The 15701-nt window shown below is 75.3% G+C and carries 14 protein-coding genes, 1 tRNA gene and 1 riboswitch; of the genes, 4 read left to right on the top strand and 11 right to left on the bottom strand.

Annotated elements, in window-relative coordinates; genetic code table 11:
* Positions 1-87: 87 nt before the first annotated feature.
* A complete protein-coding gene (locus tag ACZ6CZ_RS21980; RefSeq protein WP_469024006.1) occupies positions 88-2652 on the top strand; it encodes a CHAT domain-containing protein in 2565 nt (854 codons plus the stop codon).
* Positions 2653-2683: 31 nt separating this feature from the next.
* Here the strand turns inward: ACZ6CZ_RS21980 and ACZ6CZ_RS21985 are convergent, their stop codons facing one another.
* The 8 genes from ACZ6CZ_RS21985 to ACZ6CZ_RS22020 form a co-directional block, all read right to left on the bottom strand.
* Positions 2684-4519, bottom strand: coding sequence for a LuxR family transcriptional regulator AbsR2 (locus ACZ6CZ_RS21985; RefSeq protein ID WP_469024009.1), 1836 nt, complete (start codon positions 4517-4519; stop codon positions 2684-2686).
* Between the two features lie 328 nt (positions 4520-4847).
* Positions 4848-6221, bottom strand: a complete 1374-nt coding sequence (locus ACZ6CZ_RS21990; RefSeq protein WP_469023674.1) for an NtaA/DmoA family FMN-dependent monooxygenase — start codon at positions 6219-6221, stop codon at positions 4848-4850.
* A gap of 19 nt (positions 6222-6240) precedes the next feature.
* Positions 6241-7488 carry an LLM class flavin-dependent oxidoreductase gene (locus tag ACZ6CZ_RS21995; protein WP_469023676.1) on the bottom strand — a complete coding sequence of 416 codons (1248 nt, stop codon included), beginning with the start codon at positions 7486-7488 and terminating at the stop codon, positions 6241-6243.
* A gap of 102 nt (positions 7489-7590) precedes the next feature.
* Positions 7591-8619: an ABC transporter substrate-binding protein gene (locus ACZ6CZ_RS22000; RefSeq protein WP_469023677.1), complete on the bottom strand. Its 1029-nt coding sequence runs from the start codon at positions 8617-8619 to the stop codon at positions 7591-7593.
* A gap of 111 nt (positions 8620-8730) precedes the next feature.
* On the bottom strand, positions 8731-9525 hold the full coding sequence (locus tag ACZ6CZ_RS22005; protein WP_469023680.1) for an amino acid ABC transporter ATP-binding protein: 795 nt from the start codon (positions 9523-9525) through the stop codon (positions 8731-8733).
* Positions 9522-10604: an amino acid ABC transporter permease gene (locus ACZ6CZ_RS22010; protein WP_469023682.1), complete on the bottom strand. Its 1083-nt coding sequence runs from the start codon at positions 10602-10604 to the stop codon at positions 9522-9524. The genes ACZ6CZ_RS22005 and ACZ6CZ_RS22010 overlap by 4 nt, the downstream gene beginning before the upstream one ends.
* 355 nt (positions 10605-10959) lie before the next feature.
* A riboswitch (SAM riboswitch) is annotated at positions 10960-11083 on the bottom strand.
* A gap of 78 nt (positions 11084-11161) precedes the next feature.
* Entirely contained in the window at positions 11162-12058 is an 897-nt protein-coding gene (locus ACZ6CZ_RS22015; protein ID WP_469023685.1) for a glutathione S-transferase C-terminal domain-containing protein, read from the bottom strand.
* A 131-nt stretch (positions 12059-12189) separates the two neighbouring features.
* A complete protein-coding gene (locus tag ACZ6CZ_RS22020) occupies positions 12190-12312 on the bottom strand; it encodes a putative leader peptide (protein ID WP_469023687.1) in 123 nt (40 codons plus the stop codon).
* A gap of 263 nt (positions 12313-12575) precedes the next feature.
* Between ACZ6CZ_RS22020 and ACZ6CZ_RS22025 the strand changes: the two genes are divergently transcribed.
* Positions 12576-12968, top strand: a complete 393-nt coding sequence (locus ACZ6CZ_RS22025; protein WP_469023689.1) for a hypothetical protein — start codon at positions 12576-12578, stop codon at positions 12966-12968.
* A 195-nt stretch (positions 12969-13163) separates the two neighbouring features.
* The gene (locus ACZ6CZ_RS22030) at positions 13164-13991 is read left to right on the top strand and encodes a hypothetical protein (RefSeq protein ID WP_469023692.1); all 828 of its coding nucleotides are present in this window, start codon (positions 13164-13166) and stop codon (positions 13989-13991) included.
* A 125-nt stretch (positions 13992-14116) separates the two neighbouring features.
* Here ACZ6CZ_RS22030 and ACZ6CZ_RS22035 read toward each other — a convergent pair.
* Positions 14117-14190: transfer RNA gene (locus ACZ6CZ_RS22035), tRNA-Pro, on the bottom strand.
* Between the two features lie 152 nt (positions 14191-14342).
* The gene (locus ACZ6CZ_RS22040) at positions 14343-14882 is read right to left on the bottom strand and encodes a hypothetical protein (protein WP_469023694.1); all 540 of its coding nucleotides are present in this window, start codon (positions 14880-14882) and stop codon (positions 14343-14345) included.
* 140 nt (positions 14883-15022) lie between these two features.
* Here ACZ6CZ_RS22040 and ACZ6CZ_RS22045 point away from each other — a divergent pair, with 140 nt between their 5' ends.
* A complete protein-coding gene (locus tag ACZ6CZ_RS22045) occupies positions 15023-15367 on the top strand; it encodes a cupin domain-containing protein (protein ID WP_469023697.1) in 345 nt (114 codons plus the stop codon).
* Positions 15368-15497: 130 nt separating this feature from the next.
* Here ACZ6CZ_RS22045 and ACZ6CZ_RS22050 read toward each other — a convergent pair whose 3' ends face one another.
* A complete protein-coding gene (locus tag ACZ6CZ_RS22050) occupies positions 15498-15686 on the bottom strand; it encodes a hypothetical protein (protein WP_469023700.1) in 189 nt (62 codons plus the stop codon).
* Positions 15687-15701 lie beyond the last annotated feature (15 nt).

A 15701-nucleotide genomic window follows, 5' to 3' on the forward strand; every position in this document is an offset into this window, starting at 1 on the left:
GCGGCGAACCCGTGTGGGGCGGGCCGGCCGGCCACTACCATCCGAGGAGTGACAGCACGCAGCGAGGCGGTGTACGACCTGCTGCCGATGGTGTTCGCCGACCCGGGCGAGGCGCGGGTGCGGGCGGAACAGGTGCTGCGCGACGGGCCGCCGCCGCTGCACGCCTGCGTCGCCCATCAGGTGCTCGGCATCTGGCAGCGGGACTTCGGCGACCTGCGCATCGCGCTGCGCCACCTGCGGCGGGCCCGGGACCTCGCGGCCCGCGCGGAGTCGGCCGAGCGCGAGGCGGACGTCCTCGCCACCCTCGGGGTCGCACTGGTGCACGCGGGGCGCACACGGCAGGGGCTCGCGTCGTTCGAGCGGGGCGTCGCGCGGGGCAGCGGACACACCCGCGCCCGGGTGCTGTACCGCCGGGCGTACGTCTGGTGGGTGCTCGGCCGGCACCGCGAGGCCCTGGAGGACGTCCGGCGGGCGATACCGGTGCTGCGGCAGGCGGACGACGTGATCTGGACGGCGCGGGCGCTGACCCTGCGGGCCACGGTGCACCTGGCGCTGGGCGCGGTGGACCGGGCCGACGCCGACTTCACGGCGGCGGAGGCGCTGTGGGACACCACGGGGCAGGAGCACGACAAGGCGGACGCGGTGGAGAGCCGCGGCCTCGCCGCCTTCCGCTCCGGAGACATCCCGGCGGCGCTGCGGCTGCTGGACGAGGCCGAGGAGCGGTACGCCAGGCTCGGCACCCCGACGTTCATGCTGTCGATCCGGCGCTGCGAGGTGCTGATGGCGGCCGGTCTCGCCCCGGAGGCGCTGGCCGGCGCGGACACGGCGATCGCGCTGCTGGACCGGATCGGCGGCCAGTCCACGCGCAAGGCCGAGCTGCTGCTCGCCGCCGCCCGGGCCGCCCGGTCGGCCGGGGACCCGCACACCGCCATCGCCCGCGCCGCCGTCGCCGTGCGGCTGTTCGCCGGGCAGCGGCGGACCTGGTGGGAGACGCACGCCCGGCTGGTGCTGGCCGAGGCGCGGCTGGCGGCGGGCCGCCGGTCGGGGCGGCTGGTCGCGGACGCGGCCGCCGTCGCCGAACGGCTGGCGTCCTTCGGCTCGCCCGCCGCGCCGGAGGCCTCGCTGCTGGCCGGCCGGATCGCGCTGGCGCTGGGCTGGACGGCGGACGCGGAACGGCACCTGGCGGTGGCCGCGCGCAGCAGGCACGCCGGTCCGCCGTCGGCCCGGATGACGGGGTGGGCGGCGCAGGCGCTGCGGGCCCGGGCGGCCGGTTCCACCCGCGGGGTGCTGGAGGCCTGCCGGCGCGGCCTGGCCGTGCTCGACGACCACCGGATGACGCTGGGCGCCTCCGAGCTGCGGGCCCGGGCCACCGCGCAGGGCGCCGAACTGGCCGCGCTGGCCCAGGAGGTGAGCCTCGGGCGCGGCGAGCCGCGCCGGCTGCTGGAGTGGAGCGAGCGGTGGCGGGCCACGGTGCTGTCCGCGCCGCCGGCCCGGCCGCCCGCCGACCCGGCGCTGCTGCGCGGCCTGACCGCGTTCCGGGAGATCGCCTCCCGTGCGGAGGCCGCCCGGATGGACGGCCGTCCGGTGCCCGCGCTGGAGCGTGAACAGCGGCGCCTGGAGCGGGAGATCCGCTCCCGTACGCACCACATGCGCGGCGCCGCCTCCGGCGACGGCGGCCGCTTCTCCGCCAAGCGGCTGCTGGAGCGGCTCGGGGACGGGTGGCTGCTCGAACTCGCCGTGGTGGACGGGCAGGTGCACGTGCTGCTGTGCGGGCAGGGCAGGGTGCGGCGGTTCCCGGGCGGGACGCTGGCGGAGGCGGTGGCCGAGGCCGAGTACGTGCAGGCGGGGCTGCGGCGCCTGGCGCACCCGGGCGCGGAGGGCCGGCTGGCGCTGGTGGAGGCGGCCGGCCGGCGTCTGCAGGAGCTGCTGCTGGACGGGGCCGTGCCGCATCTGGGCCCGGGGCCGGTGGTGGTGGTGCCGCCCGGCGCGCTGCACCGGGTGCCGTGGGCGCTGCTGCCGGCGCTGCGGGAGCGGGTGCTGAGCGTGTCGCCGTCGGCGAGCAGCTGGCTGCGGGCGCGGGAGACCGAGCCGCCGCCGGGCGGCCGGACCGTGCTGGTGCGCGGGCCGGGTCTGGCGACGGGCGGGGCGGAGGTGCCCGAACTTGCGGACCGGTACGGCACGGCGACGGTGCTGGAGGGCGGTGACGCCGAGGTGCCGCGGGTGCTGGAGGAGCTGGACGGGGCGGTCCTGGCGCACCTCGCGGCGCACGGCACCTTCCGCGCGGACAGCCCGCTGTTCTCCGCCCTGCGGATGGCCGACGGCCCGCTCATCGCGCACGACTTCGAGCGGCTGGCCCGCAGCCCCTACCGGATCATCCTCTCCAGCTGCGACACCGCCCGGCTCGCGTCGGTGGGCGCGGACGAACTGCTCGGCCTGGTCACGGCGCTGCTGCCGCTGGGCACGGCCGGGGTGGTGGCGAGCAGCGCGCCGGTGAACGACGCGGCGGTGGTGCCGCTGATGCTCACCCTGCACAAGGGGCTGGGCGCGGGCCTGTCGCTGGCCGAGGCCCTGCGGGACGCCCGCGCCGCCCTGCCGGGCGACGCGGTGCACCAGGCGACGGGGTGGGCGTTCGCGGCGTTCGGCGCGGCGTGAGCGGCGGCGCGCGGGAGCGGCGGACGGTCCCTCACGCCGACTCGGCCGCGGGCAGGTCCGCCGGCCAGGGCAGGGAGCCGCGGTCGCTGGCGCCGAGCCGGGTGTAGGCGCCGTAGAGGTGGTTGCCGACCGTGCGGACGGAGAGGGTGAGCCGTTCGGCGATCTGCCGGTTGCTCAGGCCGGCCGCGGCGAGGGTGACGATCTGCCGCTGCCGGGCGGTCAGTTCACCGAGGACGAGCCGGGTCAGGGCCGGGGTGCGGGCGCCCTGGCAGCGGGCGGCCAGCGCGGCCGCCCGGGTCCGGGAGAGCCGGGCGGCGCGCGGGTCGCGGTGCGCGTGCACGGCCTGGGCGTGCGCCTCGGCCGCGAACAGCAGGAAGCCGCGCTCCCCCAGCTGCTCGGCCACCCGGTCCAGGGCGGGTCCGTCGTCGCGGGCCAGCGCGTCGGCGTGCCGGGCGAGCACCGAGCCCGCGGGCAGCAGCCCGGCGACCCGTTCGGGCGCGCCGAGCCGCACGGCGTCGTACCGGGCGAACACCCCGGGCCCACCGGCCCGCGCGAGCGCCCCGTCGAGGTCGCCGCGTGCCGCGGCCTCCCACACCGGCGCCTCGGCGACTCCGGCCACCTCGCCCGACTGGGCGGCGGCGAGGGCGAGTTCGGTACGGCAGCCGCTGTCGTCCGGCGTGCCCCGCAGCCCCTCCCGCGCCCACGCCGCCGCCTCGCGCAGCTCCCCCCGCAGCCGCGCGTACCGGGCGCGTACGGCCGCGTACCCGGCCGGTACCGGCGCGCCCTCCGCCGCCAGCCACTCCCCCAGCGGCGCCGACGGCTCCCGGACGTCGAGGCGTTCGATCCGGCGGGCCAGCGCGGCCTGTTCGGTGGCCAGCGCGACCCCGGTTCCGGCCGGGGTGCGGGCCAGCCGCCGGGCCGGCAGCCGCCCGGCGGTGGCCCGCAGCACGGGGCCGTACAGCGGGTGGGCGAGGCGGACCCGGCCGTGGCCGTCGACCTGGACCAGGCCGTCCGCCTCCAGGCGTTCCAGGACATCCAGCGCCGGGCCGTCGGCGCCGAGGTCGTCCTCCGGGGCGTGGCCGGCCGCGGCCAGGTCGCCGAGGCCGAGCGGCAACGGCTCGGCGAACGCCAGGCGTTGCAGTGTCTCGCGCTCCTCGGCGCGGGGGCGGTCCAGGGCGGCGGTGCGGTCGCGGACGGTCGCGGTGACCGGCACCGGGCCGCGCCAGGCCCACTCGCCGGTGTCCGGCACGGGAATCAGCCGCCCGGAGCCGCGCAGCGCCCCGAGCAGGTCGCGCAGCAGCCGCAGGTCGCCCCGGCACAGCCGGTGCAGGCGGCGCACGGTGAGCGGCTCGAGCCCGCCCATGGCCGGCAGCCGGGCCGTCTCCTCGCCGGACAGCGGCTCCAGTTCGAGTCGCGGCAGCAGTTCCGCGGTCCACAGCCGGGACACCGCGCCGGGCACCCGGGCGCCGTCGGCGGCGCTCACCAGCAGCCGGGTGCGGCCGTGCACGGCGAGCTGGTGGACCAGGGCGGCCGAGGACTCGTCCAGCAGGTGGGCGTCGTCGACCACGAGCAGCCTGGCCCCGGACAGCAGGTGCAGGGCGCGGTGCAGGGAGACGGTGCCGGGCAGCAGGTGCGCGAACGCCGCGAAGGGCAGGCCGCGGGCCCCGGGCGTGCCGGTGACCCGGACGCACTCCGCGCCCCGGACGGCCTCCGTGATCAGGCGGGTCTTGCCGCAGCCCGGGGGGCCGGTCACGGCGATCCCGGGCCGGCCGGCGGCCAGCGAGCGCCGGATCAGGTCGAGTTCGTCGTCCCGGCCGGTGAACGGCCAGGGCAGTTCCAGGGTCTTCACGTCGGACACGTCGGTCACCGGGTAGGTCGTCACGGCAACAGGAGTCGGGCGACTCACTCCTGATACAGGGTGACTTGAGTACCCCCCGACTCAGGCGCCCGGGCGGCGGGCACGGCAGGCTGGCCGCACGACCCGCCGCCACCGCCCGCTCCCGCGGCAGTCGCCCCGGCCTTCGCTCCGGGGCCGACCGCAGCGGCTCGGCGCGCTGCCCGGCGGACGGCGGATGCGGGTCGGCGGCACGGTCCGGCACCGGGGGGGAAGCGGCCGGGGGAACGTCACCTTCGGGGGAGGGAGACGTTCTCCCGGCCGCGCTACCGTGCCGGTCGGCGGGTGGCGGCGGCCTGCCTCACGAAGCGGCCCGCTCGCCCGCCGGCTCGTCCGGGTGAGCCAGGCCCAGGTGGTCGCGCAGGGTGGTGCCCTCGTAGTCGGCGCGGAAGACGCCCTGTTCCTGCAGCAGCGGCACGACCCGGTCGGCGAACGGGTCGAGGCCGCCGGGGGTGATATGCGGGACCAGGATGAATCCGTCGGAGGCGTCGCTCTGCACGAACTCGTTGATGGTCCGGGCGACGGTGGCCGGGGAGCCGACGAAGGTCTGCCGGTTGCCGGTGTGGATGACCAGCTCCCGGATGGACCACCCGTTGGCCTCGGCCAGCTCCCGCCACTCGCGGGCGGTGGCCAGCGGGTCGCGGTACATCCGTACCTGGGCGCGGCCCCGGGAGATGTGCTCCGGGCCGACCAGCGGGTCGACGTCCGGGAGCGGGCCGTCCGGGTCGTAGCCCGACAGGTCCCGGTTCCAGACGAACTCCAGGTGCTTGAGGGCGGTGGCCCCGCTGACCTGCTGCCGGCGCACCTCGCGCGCCAGTTCCTCGGCCTCCGCGTCGGTGTCGCCGAGGACGAAGGTGGCGGCGGGCAGGATGAGCAGCTGGTCGTGGCGGCGGCCGTACTTGGCGAGGCGGTTCTTCACGTCCGTGTAGAAGGCCTGCCCCTCGCGCAGGGTGGCGTGCCGGCTGAAGATGGCGTCGGCGCCGGAGGCGGCGAACTCGCGGCCCTCCTCCGAGTCACCGGCCTGGAAGATCACCGGGCGGCCCTGCGGGGAGCGGGGCACGTTGAAGCGGCCGTGGATGTCGAAGTGCTGCCCCTGGTGCACGAACGCGCCGGCCTTCGCGTCGCTGAGGAAGGTGCCGGTCGCCTGGTCGGCGAGGATCTCGTCGCCGCGCCAGGAGTCGAACAGCTCGTGGGCCGTAGCCAGGAACTCCTCGGCGCGGGAGTAGCGCTCCTGCTGGGGCAGGAAGCCGCCGCGGCGGAAGTTCTCGCCGGTGAAGGCGTCCCAGGAGGTGACCACGTTCCAGGCGGAGCGGCCGCCGGAGAGGTGGTCGAGGCTGGCGAACTGCCGGGCCACCTCGTAGGGCTCGTTGAAGGTGGAGTTGATGGTGCCGGTCAGACCCAGGCGGTCGGTGACGGCGGCCAGCGCGGCCAGCACGGTGAAGGTGTCGGGGCGGCCGACGACGTCCAGGTCGTAGATCTGCCCGGCCTGTTCGCGCAGGCGCAGTCCCTCGGCGAGGAAGAGGAAGTCGAACTTGGCGCGTTCGGCGGTGCGCGCGAAGTGCGCGAAGGAGCTGAACTCGATGTGGCTGCCGGCGGCCGGGTCGCTCCATACGGTGGTGTTGTTGACGCCGGGGAAGTGGGCGGCCAGGTGGATCTGCTTCAGCGGCTTGCTCATGGCGTGCGGGTCCTCCGGCTCAGGCGGTTGCGGTGGGGGTCACCCCGGGCTCGAGCGGAGCCGAGAGCTTGGGGGCGTAGCGGTTGGCGGGGCGCGGCAGGCCGAGCAGGCCGCGCAGGGTGCGGGCCTCGTAGGCGCTGCGGAACAGGCCCCGGCGCTGGAGTTCGGGCACGAGTGTCCGGGTGATGGCGGGCAGGTCGTGGCCGAGCACGGCGGGCCGCAGCCGGAACCCGGAGATGCCCGCTGCCTGGAACTCCTCCAGCAGGTCGGCGAGTTGGGCGGGGCTGCCGGCGAAGATCCGGGCGTCGCTGGTGTACGGGGTGCCCGCGAGGCCGTCGAGGCGCTCGCGCCGGGCCACGGCCAGGGCGGGGTCGTCGTCCAGGAAGACCACCAGGTCGGCGAAGACGTGCACGGTCTGGTCCGCGCGTCCGGCCGCCTGCTGTCCGGCGCGGATCTCGGCGATGATCGCGCGGGCCTGATCGGCGTCGTGCGGGGTGACGTACCCGACGTCGGCCTGCCGGGCCACCAGCCGGAACGGCTCGCTCTGGTGGGCGAGCGCGGTGACCGGCGGCTGTCCCTGGGGCGGGCGGGGGGTGATGGAGGGGCCCTTGACGCTGAAGTGGCGGCCCTCGAAGTCGATGTAGTGCAGTTTGTCGCGGTCGATGAAGCGGCCGGTGGCCGCGTCCCGGATCTCCGCGTCGTCCTCCCAGCTGTCCCACAGGCGGCGCACGACCTCCACGTGGTCGGCGGCCTCGTCGAACAGCTCGGCGACGGTCTCGCGGGCGGCCGGGCTGTCGTAGGCGTCGATCCGGGGGATGGTGCGGCGGCCGAAGTGCGCGGCCTCGTCGGGCCGGGCGGTGATCTGCACGCGCAGGCCCGCGCGGCCGGCGCTGACGTAGTCGAGGGTGGCGATCGCCTTGGAGATGTGGAACGGCTCCGTGTGCGTGGCCACCACGGTCGGCACCAGGCCTATGTGGTGGGTCACCGGTGCGACGCGGGAGGCGATGAGGACGGCGTCCAGCCGGCCGCGTACCTGGTCGGTGCGGTCGTCGGGTGCGAGGAAACGCGAGGTCTGCGGGCCAAGGCCGTCCTCGATGGTGACGAAGTCGAGCAGGCCGTGCTCGGCCTCGGTGACCAGGTCGGTCCAGTAGCGGGCGGTGAACAGCTCACGCGGCCGGGCCACCGGCTCGCGCCAGGAGGCGGGGTGCCAGCCGGTGCCGTCCAGGGCGACGGCGAGGTGCAGGAGGGGGGCGGGGGTCGAGGACACGATGGGTGCCTTCCTGGAGGTCCGTACGGGGGCGCCGGCGCACCGGCGGCGGGGTGCGCCGGCGGGACGGGGACGGGCCGCCGGGCCCGTCCCCGTCCGGGGTCAGGAGTTGTCCAGCGGCAGCCCGGGCGGGTTGACCTCCGCCTTGGTGACGGCCTCGTCGGAGAGGTTCCAGGCGGCCAGCCACTTGGCGTACTGCCCGTCGGCCACGAGGTGGTTGATGGCGTCGGCGAAGGGCTTGGCCAGGCCGCTGCCCTTCTTCGTGGTCGCCCCGATCAGGCCCTGCAGGCTCGCGCCCGCGCCGGAGAAGGTGCCCGCGCTGCGGGTCGGGTTCGGCGACTTGGCGGTCTGCGTGACGTGGTAGGCGACGCCCGGGTTGGCGGAGAAGTAGGCGTCGATGCGGCCGCCGGTCAGCGCCAGGTAGGTGGCGTTCTTGCTGGCGTAGTGCTTGACGGTGACGTTCTTGCCCTCCTTCTTCAGCTTCGCCTGCCACTCCAGGAGGATCTTCTCCTGGTTGGTGCCGTTGTCCACGGCGACCGTCTTGCCCGCGAGGTTGCGGTAGTCGCCGTCGAAGTTCCACGTGCTCTTCTTCAGCACCTCGAAGCCGACGTTGTCCTTGCGGTAGGAGGCGAAGTCGTACTTCTTCTTGCGCTCCTCGGTGTCGGTGATGTTGGCGAAGGCGGCGTCGTACTTGCCGCTGTCGACGCCGACGAACATGTTCTCCCAGGTGGCGTTGGAGAACTCGGCGTTCAGCCCGAGGACCGCGGCGACCAGCCGGGCGAGGTCGGGTTCGGCGCCGGTGAGGGTCTTCTGGTCGCTGCCGACGTACGCCAGCGGCGGGAAGCCGTCGGGCAGGGCGCCGACGCCGACGCGCAGGACACCGCTCTTGCGGACGGAGGCGGGCAGTTCGGCCCGTATCGACGCGACCTGGGAGACCTTCAGCGCGGTCTGCCGGGCGGCGCCGTTGGACAGCTGGCCCACGGTCACCGTGCCGGTGGCGTCCTTCACCTGGGCGGAGGTGGCGGCGTCGCTGTCGCCGCCGCAGGCGGCGAGCCCGGTGGCGAGGGTGGCGACGGCGGTCGCCGCGGTCAGGCCGCGCAGCAGGTGGCGCCGGGTGAAGTGGCTGGGCATGGCTGTCCTGTTCGTTCGGTGAAGTGCGACGGTGTATCGGTGTGTCGGTATGACGGTGTGTCGGTAAGTCGGTTCATGGACATGTCGAGCGGTATGCGTGATGCCGGGGTGTCAGAGGACCTTGCTGAGGAAGTCCCGGGTGCGGGTGTGCCGGGGGTTGTCCAGCACCTCGGCGGGCGGCCCCTGTTCGACGATCCGGCCGCCGTCGATGAAGACGACCCGGTCGGCGACCTCGCGGGCGAAGCCGATCTCGTGGGTGACGATGACCAGGGTGGTGCCGCTGGTCGCGAGGTCCTTGATGACGGAGAGCACCTCCCCCACCAGTTCGGGGTCGAGGGCCGAGGTCGGCTCGTCGAAGAGGATGATGCCCGGCCGCAGCGCCAGGGCGCGGGCGATGGCGACGCGCTGCTGCTGGCCACCGGACAGCTGCCGCGGATAGGCCTCGGTCCGGTCGCCGAGGCCGACCCGGGTGAGCAGTTCGCGGGCCAGCTCCCGGGCCTCGGCCCTGGGCAGCCTGCCGGTGGCGGCCGGGGCGGCGGCGACGTTGTCGAGGACGGTCAGGTGCGGGAAGAGGTTGAAGTTCTGGAAGACGAAGCCGATCCGGCTGCGCTGCGCGAGGATGGCCCGCTCGCTCAGCTCCTTCAGCCGGTCTCCGCTGCGCCGGACGCCGATCAGTTCCCCGCCGACGCTGACGTACCCGATCTCGGGCTTCTCCAGGTGGTTGATGACCCGCAGCAGGGTGGACTTGCCCGAGCCGGAGGGACCGAGGATCACCGTCACCTCGCCGGGGCGCACGGTCAGGTCGATGCCGTCCAGGACGCGCTGGGCGCCGTACCACTTGTGGACGTCGTGGACCTCCAGCGCGGCGGGGGTGAGGGCGAGCGTCTCGGTCTCGGTGGCGGTCATACGGCGGCCTCCTGGCGCAGCCGGGCGCGCAGGGCGCTCAGCCCGGCCCGTGCCTTCTGAAGCGGCGTCGGCGGCAGGGCGCGGGTGGCGCCCCGGGCGAAGTACCGCTCGACGTAGAACTGGACGACGGACACGGCGCTGGTCAGCAGCAGGTACCAGACGGTGGCGACCAGCAGCAGCGGCACGATGTCGCCGGGGTAGGTGCTGCCCATGGTCTGCACGGAGCCGAACAGGTCGAGCAGCGACACGTAGAAGACCAGGGACGTGCCCTTGATCAGGCCGATGAGCTGGTTGACGTAGTTGGGGGTGATGGACCGCAGGGCCTGCGGGAAGACGATGCGGGTGAACTGGTAGCCCCTGGGCAGGCCGAGCGCGGCCGCCGCCTCGTGCTGGCCCTGGTCGACGGCGAGGATGCCGCCGCGGACGACCTCGGCCGCGTAGGCCGCCTCGTTGAGGCTGAGGCCGACCACGGCGACCGTCATGTCGGTGGCCAGCCTCGACTCGTCGAAGGTGACGAACGCCGGGCCGAAGGGGACGCCCAGGCTCAGCGTCTGGTAGAGGGCGCTGAAGTTGTACAGGAAGATCAGCACGACGATCAGCGGCACCGAGCGGAACAGCCAGGTGTACGTCCAGCTCACCGCGCGCAGCACCGGGCTCCCGGAGAGTCGGCCCAGGGCCAGCAGGACGCCGCCGAGGAGTCCCAGCAGGGCGCTGAGGGCGGCGACTTCGAGGGTGATGAGCAGGCCGTCGAGGATGGTGGGCCGCAGGAACCAGTAGCGGAAGCGGTCCCACTGGTAAAAGGGGTTGGTGGCCAGTCCGTGCAGGATCTGGGCCACCAGCACCAGGACGACGGCGGTGACGATCCACCGCCCGGGCCGGCGCAGCGGCTGAACGCGCTGTGCGGTCAGCGCCTTTGACGGCCTGTCGGCCGCGGGCGCACCGGCGGACGGCTGCCCGGCCGGCGGCAGGCCGACGGAGGGCTGCTCGGCCGCCGGCGGGCCGGCTGTCGGCCGGTCGGCGGGCGGGGAGGGTGCCTGCGTGTCGGTGAGGGACACGGTGGCGCCTGGGGGTTCACTCATGGCGGGCTCCGGCGGGAGTCGGACACCCCCGGCCACGGCGGATCACACGTGGGCTGCCGGACGGCACCGGGACACGGGGCGGCACACGGGAACGCGCGGGAAACGGGGGCGGGGCGGGCAACGGCGCACCGCGGCAGCGGTGTTCGTCGGGTACGCGGGCTGGGAAGTGGCGTCAGCCCTGACAGCGGGCACGGCCCGAGGCCGTACACAGCGCACTGTTCACGCGGAGCAGATCGACGGCTCGGTCGGAGACGAGCAGGCCCGCGAACGACCGTACGCAGCCCTGCGGCCGGCTCGGGGCCGTCCTGGGAGCTGCGTACATGGCGTCACCTGTCACTGTTCCGGCCCCGGAGGGCCTTCGCGCTTACCGAAACGTCATCCGTGAAACGTCATCCGGTCCGGTCGTCACCTGGGGCACCCCACCGCGGAGCGAGGGTTGCCGGTCAGCGAGCCAGGGCTTGTCGCTGACGCTCATGACCGTTCTGAGCCGTAAGTTAAGGCAGTCGGCCGTCGTGCTGTCAACGGCCGTCCAGGGATTGGACGCGGGCGAACCGCTCTCACCTGCGAGCGACGTCCGGGGCGTCCGCGGTGTAGGCCGCCCAGTCCAGGATCTGGACGGCGGCTCCGGCGGCCTCCAGGCCGGTGCAGCGGCCGTGGTGGCGGCGGGCGATGCCGTCCAGGTCGAGGTGGGCGCCGAAGGCCGGGTGGGCGGCCAGGCGCCGGGCGTAGGCCCACAGGGCCGCGTGTCCGGCGATGCGGTGCACGGCGGCCGCGTCCAGGTGGTTGCGGTGCACGGTGTCCAGCTGGACCAGCGCCACCCAGGCCTCGATGTCGGCAGCGGTGAGCCGGCCGCCGACGAGGTACTCCTCGCGGGCCAGCCGCCGCTCCAGCAGGTCCAGGGCGCGGAACAGGGTGTCCAGCGCGGCGGCGCGCTCCGCCGGGCCGGTTCCGGCCGCTCCGGCGCGCTGGGCGGCCTCTTCGATGCCGTACGCGCACAGCCGCTCGACGTCGGCCAGCTCGGTCGCCTCGGTGCCGGCGCCGCGGGGACGCAGCGAGGTGGGGCCGTCGTCGCGGAAGCGGCCCAGGTCGCGCAGGATGTCGGGGGTGTGGGTGCTGACGATCCGTCCGGACCAGTCGTCGCTGAGCACCGGCGCGAGGGCCGGCCCGGAGTAGCGGTGCGCGCTCGCCTCGTACAGCGGACGCAGGGCGGAGTGGCCGCCGCCGGGGCAGTCCGGGACGGCGGGCAGATGGTCGACCGGACAGCTCTCGGCGAGGTCGAGGACGCTGTGGGTCACGGCGAGGCGCAGGCCGTCGGGACAGGCCGTGGAGAGATGGAGCCGGTAGCGGTGCGGCACGGCGTAATGGCCGCTGCGGGCGTCCCGGCCGATGCGGCCCCGGAAGGCGGGAGCGGTGCCGCGGGCGGACGGAGCAGCGGCGAGCGGACGGACGGACATGCGTCTCCCTGGGTCAGGGTGTGTGGTCAGGGTCTACCGGTGGGCGGTCAGGGGTGTGGACCGGATGCGGACCGGATGCGGCGGGAGCGTCGGCGGCAGGATGCGCGGGGATGGGTGCACGAAGGCGCGGCTCAGCCGCGGCGGCTGAGGGAGCTGCACACCCGCAGCAGGTCGATGTGGCGGCGGGAGGTGAGGAGGGGAGCGCGCCACGGCGTACGACCGGCCCGGCCGGTGACCGTCTCGAGGCGCCCCATTGTTTCCCTACCCGTTCACTAGGATTCCCTCTGGAGTGTCGATCCGCCCCGGCACGGCGTCAAGGGGGCGTCCACGGTGAGGACACCCGGATGCGCGATCCCGGCGGGAGTTCCGGGTGCGGGCCCGCCCGGGTTGCCGTGCGGCGGGCGGCGCGGTGCGCTGGAGAGCGGACGGGGTGCGCGGGAGGCGGAGCCGGACGCACCGAGGGGAAGCGCGGGGCGCGCCGCAGGGCGGTGCGCGGGCGCGGGAGGAGCCGGATGCCATGGGACGGGACGACGACGACTCGCCCGGCGCGTCCGTTCCCGCCGCCGTGACGGAGACCTTCGCCTTCGCCTGTGACGCCTGCGGGCACGTCTGGCGGGCCGACTTCCGGCTCATGTTCTTCACCGACCCGGCCGAACCGACGGGCGCCGGTGCCCAGGAGTACGTCGACGAGGCGGGCCGGGCGGTGCGCTCGCCGCTGGCCGACGCGGTGTGCCCCCGCTGTGGAAGCCGGCGGGTCGACGTGTCGGCGCCGGGCGGGGCCGGGCGGCGCGGGCCTCCCGCGCACCGGGTCCGCCTGTGGCTGCACCGGCACCTGCCGCCGCGTCCGCTCCGGCGTCCGCGCCGCCGCGGGTCCGGGCCGCCGGACGGGAAGGGCGGCCCCGCCCGGTGAACCCGCGGCCGGACTCCACCGGTGCGAGCCCGGCATCACCCGGACGGCCCGCCGGAACCGGTCGGCGCGCGTCACCCGGACGGCCCGCGGGAACCGGTCGGCGCGCGTCACCCGGACGGCCCGGTGCGGCTGGCCGGTCACCGGGGCCGGTGGTGGCGTGGGAGCAGGTTCCGCGCTCCCGAGGAGGCAGTCGCCATGAAGCGTCCGTACCGTCCCGTGCGTCTGCTCGCCGGCACCCTGACGGCGGGGGCCCTGCTGGCCACGGCTGCCTGTGCGGACGGCGGCGGCTCCTCCGGCACCGCGGCCTCCGTCTCACCCGCCGCCGAGCGGTCCCCGTCGCCGTCCGCCACCCCGCTGCTGACCGGGCCCGGTGCGAAGGCGGCCCTGATCACCGAAGGAGACATCGAGGAGGACTGGACGCAGGTGGACGACGCGTCGACCTGGAGCGACAAACTGCTCGTCGGCAAGGTCGACGTCGCCGCGTTCGTCAACGGCAAGTCGACCGCGGCCGACTGCCAGAAGCTCATGGACAGCCTCTACTCGGACACCCTGCTGGGCCGCGCCACCGGGGCGTCGGCGCTCACCGGATTCACCCAGCAGGACTCCCGGCTGCTGTACCAGGTCGGCGACTACGGCCAGGCCTCGCTGAACAAGACCCTGGACTGGCTCAAGAGGCTGCCGCAGGAGTGCGACCAGTTCACGGTGGACAGTTCGGACAACTCGGACGACGCGAACGGCGGCAAGCGGACCGTGCAGGTGGTCGCGGCCTCGCTGCCCGAGGCGGGTGACGCCCGGCAGGGAGTGACGGTCACGGTGCAGGGCTCGACGAACGGCCAGCCGGTCACGCTCACCCTGGACGTCGCGGTGCTGCGGGTCGGCGCCTCAGGGGCCGCGGTCACCAACGGCGGTACCAGCGGCGCCGATCACAGCAGCACGAACCTGGCGGTGAGCAACGGCGCCCAGCGGCTGCAGGACGTACTCGCCGGAAAGACCCCGGGCGGCGAGCCGAGCAACGTCGACTGATCCCCGGCGCCGCGGACGCCCGACGTCCCGACGTCCCGGAGGCCGGGAAGTGGGCACTCGGAACGCAGCACTCGGAACGCGAAAGGGCCGTCACAGACTCGCGTCTGTGACGGCCCCTCGCACCGTCGGGACGACAGGATTTGAACCTGCGACCCCTTGACCCCCAGTCAAGTGCGCTACCAAGCTGCGCCACGTCCCGGTGCGGTGCCACGCGGTGTCTCCCGCGTGATCGCGCAGGTCAACCCTACCGTACGCGCACGGGTGCCGCGGCCGCCGAGACAGCGGCGGGACCGGCGGCGGGGCGGGGGCGGACCGACGGCGGGGTGGGGCGGGGGGCCGGCTGCCGCGCGCCTACTTGATGAGCGCGTTCGCCACCACCACGACCACCCCGAGCAGCGCGTCCACCGCGCCGATGAGCAGGGCGGCCGGCCAGGTGCGCGCCGCGGCCCGGGCGGTGACCAGGCCCAGGGTGAACAGAATGGCGATGTTCAGGCCGAACGCCGGGTACTCGACGCCGTTCGCCGGCCACCAGCCCCACCCGGCCCCGGCGAGCAGCAGCACGGTCGGCAGGACGGCCGCGACCAGCGGCCACTCCTGGACCAGGGCGCGCAGGACCTCCCAGCGGCCGTGCGGCGTCCGCTCGGCGATGTAGTGCGCGTAGCCGTGGGCGAGTGCGGAGGCGAGGGCGGTCACCACCAGCCAGAGGGCGTCGTAGCGGCGGCTCGCGGTGGAGCTGTGGCCGTACTGGGTGAGCGCGGCGACCAGCGAGCTGGCCAGGACGGCGCCGTAGACCCCGCCGAAGAGGAGCGCCTCGCGCGTGTCGTGCCGCGGGCGCGGCTCGCCGACGGCCGCCGCGGAGTCGCCCATGCGCTCGGCCGTGGAGTCACCCATGCCCTCCACGATCACCCGGCCCGGGCGGCCACGCCAGCCGGCCCGCCGCCGTGCGCCGCGACGAAGTGTCCGCCCGCCGGGCCCGATGCCCCACACACTGTCGGCGGCGGCGTGCGGCGGCGGCTCGCTAGGGTCGGCGCATGACCCACAGCTTCGCGCTCCACATCCCCGACGCCGACCTCGAGCCGGAACCCCTCGACCCGGAGCGGATCGTCTCCGGCACCCCCGAGGTGACCGGGAAGGTGGTCTGGGAGTCGGCGGACGGCCGGCAGCTGCGGGGCGTCTGGCAGATCACGCCCGGGGTCGTCACCGACACCGAGGCCGACGAGCTGTTCGTGGTGATCAGCGGGTCGGCGACCATCGAGGTCGAGGGCGGGCCGACGCTGACGGTCGGCCCGGGGGACATGGCCGTCCTGCGTGCGGGCGACCGGACGACGTGGACCGTGCACGAGACGCTGCGCAAGGCTTACGCGATCAATCTGTGAGCCGGTTGGGGGCGGCGGGCCGGCGGCGGCCGGACGCGCCCCCGGTGCCGCACGGACGCGTGAGCACCCCGCGTCCGTCCCGCGTCGGCGCCGCCCGCCCGGTCGCGCGCGGCGTCCCGGTCAGCGGCGGTCAGCCGCAGTAGCGCACCAGCCACTCGTCCGCGTGGTAGCGGTCGCGCGCCGGGTCCGGCCGGGTCGCCGGGCTCGTCTCCACGGTGTCCTGCGGGCGTATCCGCTCGGGAAGGGTGCCGAAACGGGCTCGCCGCAGGGCGGCCTCAGGGCTGTCCGGCGCGGTCTCGGCGTGCTGCGTGTGCGACATGCGTCCTCCCGTCCT

This window comes from Streptomyces sp. NPDC041135 (assembly GCF_055592085.1).

Coding starts and splice junctions, on each gene's coding strand:
- ACZ6CZ_RS22015 (WP_469023685.1), bottom strand. CDS start 12,058: ATGTCCGTCCGTCCGCTCGCCGCTGCTCCGTCCGCCCGCGGCACCGCT.
- ACZ6CZ_RS22000 (WP_469023677.1), bottom strand. CDS start 8,619: ATGCCCAGCCACTTCACCCGGCGCCACCTGCTGCGCGGCCTGACCGCG.
- ACZ6CZ_RS22050 (WP_469023700.1), bottom strand. CDS start 15,686: ATGTCGCACACGCAGCACGCCGAGACCGCGCCGGACAGCCCTGAGGCC.
- ACZ6CZ_RS21990 (WP_469023674.1), bottom strand. CDS start 6,221: ATGAGCAAGCCGCTGAAGCAGATCCACCTGGCCGCCCACTTCCCCGGC.
- ACZ6CZ_RS22010 (WP_469023682.1), bottom strand. CDS start 10,604: ATGAGTGAACCCCCAGGCGCCACCGTGTCCCTCACCGACACGCAGGCA.
- ACZ6CZ_RS22030 (WP_469023692.1), top strand. CDS start 13,164: ATGAAGCGTCCGTACCGTCCCGTGCGTCTGCTCGCCGGCACCCTGACG.
- ACZ6CZ_RS22045 (WP_469023697.1), top strand. CDS start 15,023: ATGACCCACAGCTTCGCGCTCCACATCCCCGACGCCGACCTCGAGCCG.
- ACZ6CZ_RS22005 (WP_469023680.1), bottom strand. CDS start 9,525: ATGACCGCCACCGAGACCGAGACGCTCGCCCTCACCCCCGCCGCGCTG.
- ACZ6CZ_RS22020 (WP_469023687.1), bottom strand. CDS start 12,312: ATGGGGCGCCTCGAGACGGTCACCGGCCGGGCCGGTCGTACGCCGTGG.
- ACZ6CZ_RS22025 (WP_469023689.1), top strand. CDS start 12,576: ATGGGACGGGACGACGACGACTCGCCCGGCGCGTCCGTTCCCGCCGCC.
- ACZ6CZ_RS21980 (WP_469024006.1), top strand. CDS start 88: ATGGTGTTCGCCGACCCGGGCGAGGCGCGGGTGCGGGCGGAACAGGTG.
- ACZ6CZ_RS22040 (WP_469023694.1), bottom strand. CDS start 14,882: ATGGGTGACTCCACGGCCGAGCGCATGGGCGACTCCGCGGCGGCCGTC.